Source organism: Humidesulfovibrio sp., from assembly GCF_035560995.1.
Lineage (GTDB): Bacteria > Desulfobacterota > Desulfovibrionia > Desulfovibrionales > Desulfovibrionaceae > Humidesulfovibrio.
On record NZ_DATMYK010000025.1, the window covers coordinates 1 to 6528 of the forward strand.

The following is a 6528-nucleotide window of genomic DNA, read 5'->3' on the forward strand; positions in this document are numbered from 1 at the left end:
CTCCTTGGCCATCTGCACGCGCTCCTCCAGGGTGAAGCAGGTCTTCTTGGGCGTGCTTTTGGCTATGGCCAGCACCACGTTCTCGAACACCCGGAGCCCCCGGAAGATGAGGCTCATGTGCCCCCGCGTCAGGGGGTCGAAGGTTCCGGGGTAGACGGCGAGTCTTGGATTGAATTCCGCCACAGCAGTATCCTCGTCTGCCCGTAGAGCCTGTCGGCCTGCGGGATGAGTTGGGCCGGAATGCGGCCGGAAAAGTCGCAGCGTGCCTCCACTTCGGCGAGCACCAGCCCGCCGTCGGCTATCCAGCCGCCGCGCACGGCCTTTTCCATGGCCGGGGGCAAAAGGTCAAGCCCGTAGGGCGGGTCTACGAACACCAGGTCAAAAGGTGCTGGCGCCCGTTTTTCAAGAGCTTTCAAGAGGTCCGCATTCAGCACCCGGAAGCGCGCGGGCGCAACGCGCAGGTCGGCCAGCGAAGCTTTGATGGCGGCCACCGCGCGCGGGTTCTTGTCCATGAGCCAGGCCTCGGCCGCGCCCCGGCTCAAGGCCTCCATGGCCAGGGAGCCGCTGCCTGCGAAGAGGTCGAGCACACGCGCGCCCTCCCAGCTGAGGCCCCGGGCCTCCAGCATGGAGAACACGGCCTGGCGCACCTTGGCCGTGGCCGGGCGGTACCCCGGCCCCTCCACGGTGCGGATGCTCCGCCCTCCGTATTCGCCTGCGATGATGCGCATGGTTCCCTTCGCCTACAGTTCGGAGATAAGCGCCGCGATCTTGCCGTTCAGCTCCAGGAAGCGCTCGCGGATCTCGGTCTGGGCCACCCAGGGCTTGGCCTTGGCCTGCTCCATGCGCTTCTGAAACTCTTCCACCAGGCGCTTGTTGTCCGCCAGCAGGAAGTCCCAGTCGATGCGCGGCGCGGCCTTGGCCTCGTCCACCACGGGCACCATGACCTTGCCGGGCTCAAGGGTCAGCTCCTCCAGATAGGTGGGGATGTGCGCCTCCATGCCCAGCTGGTCGCGCACGATGCCGGACAGGGCCTGCAGCGCCTTCACTTCGCCGTGGATCAGGATGACCTTGGTGCTTGTGCCGTCGAAGCTCTTGAGCCACTGGACGATTTCCGCCTGGCCCGCGTGGGCCGAGAAGCCGCCGATGGTGAAGATCTTGGCCGCCACGGCCACCTCCTCGCCGAAGATGGTGATGTGCTTGGCTCCGTCCACGATCTTGCGGCCGGGCGTGCCCTCGCCCTGGTAGCCGCAGAACACCACGCTCGCCCCCTTTCGCCACAGGTTGTGGCGCAGGTGGTGGCGGATTCTGCCCGCGTTGGCCATGCCGCTGGCCGAGATGATGATGGCCGAGCCGGTCATGGTGTTCAGCGCGCGGGATTCCTCCGCCGACTGGCTGAAGCGCAGGTTGGGCATGGACAGGGGATCTTTGCCCTGGGCCAGCAGGGCCTTCATGTCGTCATCGAAGTACTCGGGGTGCTTGCGGAAGATCTCCGTGGCCTGGATGGCCAGCGGGCTGTCCAGGTAGATGGGCATGTCCTTGGGCAGCTTGCCCGCCTGGTCCAGCAGAAAGAGCGTGTACAAAATCTGCTGGGTGCGCTCCACGGCGAAGGCCGGGATGATGACCTTTTCCTTGTTCTTGTAGCTGTAGGCGATGGCCGCGGCCAGTTCGTCGCGGCTGGTCTCCGCGCTCTTGTGGTCCCGGTCGCCGTAGGTGGACTCCATGAACAGGTAGTCCGCGTGTCCCCCCTTGCTGGGATCGCGCAGGATAAGCTGGCCAGGGCGGCCCAGGTCACCGGAGAAGATGATCCGGGTGGTCTTGCCCTCCTCCACGTACTCCACCTCGATGAAGGCGGAGCCCAGGATGTGCCCGGCGTTGCGGTAGGTGACGCGGATGCCCGGCGCGGGCTCGAACGGGGTGTCGTACTCCACGGGGACGATGAGCGGGAAGGTGTTCAGGGCGTCCTGGGTGGTGTAGAGCGGCTGCTCCATGCCCACGGCGCGGCGTTCCACGGGCGGGTAGACCGTTGCGGGCGCGGCTTTGCCCCGGCGCTCCACGGCCGGTGGCGGCGTGCCAACCTTGCCGCGGCGCAGGCCGCGGCGCAGGCGCTGCTCGGCTTCCATTTCCTGGATGTGCGCGCTGTCGAGCAGCAGGATCTTCATCAGGTCCATGGTGGGCGGGGTGGCGTAGATCTTGCCCTTGAAGCCCGCCCCCACCAGACGGGGCAAAAGCCCGATGTGGTCGATGTGCGCGTGGGTGATGAGGGCAAAATCCAAGCTGGCCGGACTGTAGTTGTCCATGTTGAGATTGCGCTTCTCAATCTCCTTGTTGCCCTGGTGCATGCCGCAGTCGACGCTGAAGCGATGGCCGCCGGTTTCGAGGATGTAGCAGGAACCAGTAACGGCCTGTGCGGCTCCGAGGAAATGGATCTTCATGCAACCCCCGCTTTGAAGCGTTTAAAATGCACTCCGTGGCGCGGCGGAACCGCCCGCGCCTCTTTCGTTCGCACCGGATTGCGTGTAAGCCTTATGCACCCGGCAAGCGCGCATGTTAGCCAAAGACGGCGCAGGGCCGCAACCACTATTCAGGAGCCAAAGAAAAGACCATGCCTCATTCCAAGCAGTACCTCATAGACGACCTGTCCATGCAGGAGTCCTGGCGGCTGTTCAAAATCCTGTCCGAAATCGTGGACGGCTTTGAAACATTGAACGACATCGGCCCGGCGGTCTCCGTGTTCGGCTCCGCCCGGGTGAAGCCCGGCGAACCGTGGTATGAGCGTACCGTGGAGCTTTCACGCCAGTTGGCCGAGGCCGGATTCGCGGTCATCACCGGCGGCGGGCCGGGCCTCATGGAGGCGGGCAACAAGGGCGCCTTCGAATCCGGCGGACGCTCAGTGGGCCTGCACATCCACCTGCCGCTCGAGCAGCACAACAACCAGTACCTGAACACCCGCTGCGACTTCCGCTATTTCTTCGTGCGCAAGCTCATGTTCATTAAGTACGCCCTGGCCTACATCGCCCTGCCCGGCGGATTCGGCACCCTGGACGAGCTGTCCGAGGCGCTGGTGCTCATCCAGACCCGGCGCATCAAGGCCTTTCCCATCGTGCTTCTGGGCAAGGATTTCTGGGGCGGGCTGGTGGACTGGTTCCGTGAACGTCTGGTGGCCGACGGCTACTGCAACCTCAAGGACCTGGATCTGTTCCTGCTGACGGACTCCACCGAAGAGGCCGTGGCGCACATCAAGCGCCACGTGGTCATCTAGCGCCGCTGTGGAGCAGGCTTCTTCCCGGCAACGGCTGGCCTACATGTACGGCCTGGGCACGGTGCTCATCTGGAGCACCGTGGCCTCGGCCTTCAAGATCGCCCTGCGCAGCCTGGACCACTTGCAGCTGCTGCTCGCGGCCGATGCCGTCTCCGTGCTGACCCTGCTGGGCATCCTGGCCTTGCAGGGCAAGTTGGGACTGTTGAAGTCCCTTGCCCCGCGCGAACTGCTGCGCAACTGCGCCCTGGGCGCGCTCAACCCCTTCCTGTACTATCTGGTGTTGTTCAAGGCCTATTCGCTGCTGCCCGCGCAGGTGGCCCAGCCCCTCAACTACACCTGGGCCATCACCCTGTCGCTGCTTTCCGTGCCGTTCCTGGGACAAAAGCTGGCCCGGCGCGACCTTGCCGCCATCTGCGTCAGCTATCTTGGGGTGGTGGTGCTCTCCACGCAGGGCAACGTGACCGGCCTTGATTTCGGCAGCCCGGCCGGGGTGGGGCTGGCCCTTCTGAGCACCCTCATCTGGGCGCTGTACTGGATAGGCAACACGAAGAACGGCACCGACCCCGTGCTGGCGCTGCTGCTCAACTTCGGGGCGGCCTTCCCGCTCATCCTGGGCACCACGCTGATCTTTTCCGAACTCCCGGGCTGGAATAACCCTGGCCTGACTGCTGCGGCCTACGTGGGCGTGTTTGAGATGGGCGTCAGCTTCGTGCTCTGGCTCATGGCCATGCGGCTGACGACATCAACCGCGCGCATCGGCAACCTGATCTTCCTCTCGCCCTTCCTGTCGCTTCTGCTCATCCACCTCATCCTGGGCGAAACCATCCACGCCACGACCTTTGCGGGCCTGGCGCTGATCCTTACGGGCAACCTGCTGGGGCAGCGCCGCAGCAAAGAACCGGCAGAGGACAAACAGGCGGCCTAGAACCGCTTCCACCCGTCGACGAAGGTGCCCAGCACCTTCAGGTGGGCGCGCTCCTCCTCGGCCAGCAGGTTCAGCGTGCGGCGCAGGTCAACATCCTCGGCGCTGGCGGCGCGGCGCATGTACAGGTCAAGGGCCTGGGCCTCCACGGCCATGGCCAGCTCCAGGGCCTCGCCCGCGTCGGAAGGATCGGCCATGTGGCCCAGGTAGTCACTCGCCACGATGCCGCCCTCCAGCACGCCGGGGCTGACGGACGCCTTGGCGCGCTCCTCAAAGGCCGCGCGCTGCGCCTCGTCCTTCTCAGTTCCTGGCGAGCGCGACCAAATCTCGTACAGAGTGCGGCGGTGGCGCTCCTCGAACCCGGCGAAGCGCCGGAACAGGGTGGCCAACTCCTCGTCGGTCGAGCGGACGGCCAGGGCGTTGTAAAAATCCTCAAGGGCCAACTCCATGCCCCAGGCGCGCTCCAAAAGCTCCGCGGGGCTGCGCGCCTCGGAAAGGCTCTGGATGCCGAGATCGGCCGGGCCTTGAGCCTGAGCGCCCTCCCAGGCCAGCATGCCGCCCTTGAGGCTCATCAACTCGCGGAAACCCTGGCCAGCCAGCATATTGGCCGCAGCCAAGCTGCGCGAACCGGCCCGGCAGTAGGCCATGAGCGGCAAGTTCTTGTCCAGCTCGCCCAAACGCTCGGAAAGCTCCGGCAGGGGGATGTGCTTGGCGCCGGGAAGATGTCCCTCGGCGTATTCAAAATCCTGGCGCACATCGAGCAGGGTGCGCGCGCCCAGGCGCACCTCGTCGAGGAACTTGCCTGCTTCCTTGGGTTCGATCTGATGAACGTACGCGGTCATGCCACACTCCTTTCACAACCGTATACAGGCAAAGGGCATGTGCGGCAAGACGGCCGTGCGGAAATGGCGGATGTGGCGGAAAAAATCAGACGTGATTGCGCAGCTTGAGCTCCGCCGGGTGCGGATGCAGGTACCATTGCCCGGCCAGATAGCTCTCGCCGAATTTCCTCACGTAGTGGTTGAGTAAAGTCACAGGAACTATGAGCGGCAACAGCTCGCTGGCGTAGGACTCGATAATTTCAAGCAGCTCCTGCTTCTCGTCTGCGCTCAAGCGTCGCTTGAAGTAGCCCATGACGTGGGAGAGCGCATTGGCGTGCTTCTTCACCGTGGCCGTAAGGCGCAAGGCCTCCATGAGCCCGGACAGATAGGCGTGCTGAAGCTCCGCCGGGGGCAGCTTGCCGCCTTCGGCCACCAGCTTGCCCAGGCTGCGGTAGTGCACCACGCTGTGGGCCATGACGAGCAGCTTGTGCCGGGTGTGGAAGTCCACCAGACGCCCAAGGCTGAAGCCCTGCTCCAGCAGCGTGCGCCAGCGGTGCATGACGAACACGCGCTCGATGAAGTTCTCGCGCAGGGCCGGGTCGTTCAGCCGGCCCTCGTCCTCAAACGGCAAGAGAGGCAGCTCGTCCATGACGCGCGCGGCGAAGAGCCCGCGTCCCTTGAGCAGCGGCGAGCCGCCGCCTTCGGGGTAGACCTTCACCCGGCTCATGCCGCTGGAGGGCGAGCCGAACTTGAACACGAAGCCGCACAGGCCCTCTTCCCCAAGCCGCGCCACGCGCTCCCGCGCCCAGGCGTCCATTTGCGGGGTCAGGTCCTGCCCACTCTTTATGGTCACCAGGCGCGGGGCCTCCGGGTCGCCCACCAGACGCATGGCCTCGCGCGGGACGGACAGGCCGCATTCCACCTCCGGGCACACGGGCACGAAGTCCACATGGCGTCCCAGTTCGTCGCGCAGAAAGCGATCCAGCTTGTGCCCGCCATCATAGCGCACGTTCTCGCCCAGCAGGCACCGGCTGATGCCGACCTTTGGCCTCCCGTTCATGCCGCCTTCCATATGCGCCCCCCGTGTTACAGCAGTCCCTGGTCCCAGTTGAATACGCTGGTGCGCGGCGCGGCTTCCAGGAACTTCGGCCAGGGCTCGCGGAAACTGGCGTACAGCGCGTATCCGGCCTGTTCCAACTCCCGTCGGTGGGCGGAGAGATCCAGCTCCCAGCCGGGGAAGATCCAGTGGTTGCCCGCGTACTTGCGCACCCAGGCCACCTCGCCGCGCGGGCTTAGGATGGGCTCCTCGGTGCGAACTTCCTCGGCCAGGATGCGCGTGAGTCCCAGGGGCCAGAAGCCGCCCATGACGATGCCCAAAGGCACCGGACTTGTGCGCGGCAACGAAAGCAGCTCTTCGCCGGAAAGCTCCGGGCTCACGAACACGCTCTCCATGCCCAGGGTCGCGTATTGGGCCGCCGTCTGCGCATTGGCCAGATTGCAGAAGGGCCCGCCGATGAGCCGCAGGC

General features: G+C 65.3%; 6 protein-coding genes and 2 pseudogenes. 2 read left to right on the top strand and 6 right to left on the bottom strand.

What is annotated here, in order from left to right:
* From VN419_RS00775 to VN419_RS00785, 3 genes and pseudogenes are all read right to left on the bottom strand, one after another.
* A pseudogene (locus tag VN419_RS00775) lies at nucleotides 1-117 on the bottom strand (pantetheine-phosphate adenylyltransferase); the annotation flags it as partial.
* Between the two features lie 11 nt (nucleotides 118-128).
* A complete protein-coding gene (rsmD, locus tag VN419_RS00780) occupies nucleotides 129-728 on the bottom strand; it encodes a 16S rRNA (guanine(966)-N(2))-methyltransferase RsmD (RefSeq protein ID WP_325643418.1) in 600 nt (199 codons plus the stop codon).
* Nucleotides 729-740: 12 nt separating this feature from the next.
* Complete coding sequence (locus VN419_RS00785) at nucleotides 741-2432, bottom strand: MBL fold metallo-hydrolase (protein ID WP_325643420.1); 1692 nt, start codon at nucleotides 2430-2432, stop codon at nucleotides 741-743.
* Between the two features lie 170 nt (nucleotides 2433-2602).
* On the opposite strand from VN419_RS00785, the gene VN419_RS00790 reads away from it, so the two are divergent.
* The gene (locus tag VN419_RS00790; RefSeq protein ID WP_325643422.1) at nucleotides 2603-3259 is read left to right on the top strand and encodes a TIGR00730 family Rossman fold protein; all 657 of its coding nucleotides are present in this window, start codon (nucleotides 2603-2605) and stop codon (nucleotides 3257-3259) included.
* Nucleotides 3260-3302: 43 nt separating this feature from the next.
* On the top strand, nucleotides 3303-4184 hold the full coding sequence (locus tag VN419_RS00795; protein WP_325643428.1) for a DMT family transporter: 882 nt from the start codon (nucleotides 3303-3305) through the stop codon (nucleotides 4182-4184).
* On the opposite strand, the gene VN419_RS00800 is transcribed toward VN419_RS00795, so the two are convergent.
* The 3 genes and pseudogenes from VN419_RS00800 to VN419_RS00810 form a co-directional block, all read right to left on the bottom strand.
* Nucleotides 4181-5023, bottom strand: coding sequence for a rhodanese-like domain-containing protein (locus tag VN419_RS00800; protein ID WP_325643424.1), 843 nt, complete (start codon nucleotides 5021-5023; stop codon nucleotides 4181-4183). The two genes, VN419_RS00795 and VN419_RS00800, sit on opposite strands and share 4 nt — an antisense overlap.
* A gap of 85 nt (nucleotides 5024-5108) precedes the next feature.
* Complete coding sequence (locus tag VN419_RS00805) at nucleotides 5109-6062, bottom strand: DUF523 and DUF1722 domain-containing protein (protein ID WP_325643426.1); 954 nt, start codon at nucleotides 6060-6062, stop codon at nucleotides 5109-5111.
* A gap of 26 nt (nucleotides 6063-6088) precedes the next feature.
* Nucleotides 6089-6528 (bottom strand): annotated as a pseudogene (locus VN419_RS00810) (U32 family peptidase); the annotation flags it as partial.

Coding starts and splice junctions, on each gene's coding strand:
- VN419_RS00800 (WP_325643424.1), bottom strand. CDS start 5,023: ATGACCGCGTACGTTCATCAGATCGAACCCAAGGAAGCAGGCAAGTTC.
- VN419_RS00795 (WP_325643428.1), top strand. CDS start 3,303: ATGTACGGCCTGGGCACGGTGCTCATCTGGAGCACCGTGGCCTCGGCC.
- VN419_RS00805 (WP_325643426.1), bottom strand. CDS start 6,062: ATGAACGGGAGGCCAAAGGTCGGCATCAGCCGGTGCCTGCTGGGCGAG.
- VN419_RS00790 (WP_325643422.1), top strand. CDS start 2,603: ATGCCTCATTCCAAGCAGTACCTCATAGACGACCTGTCCATGCAGGAG.
- rsmD (WP_325643418.1), bottom strand. CDS start 728: ATGCGCATCATCGCAGGCGAATACGGAGGGCGGAGCATCCGCACCGTG.
- VN419_RS00785 (WP_325643420.1), bottom strand. CDS start 2,432: ATGAAGATCCATTTCCTCGGAGCCGCACAGGCCGTTACTGGTTCCTGC.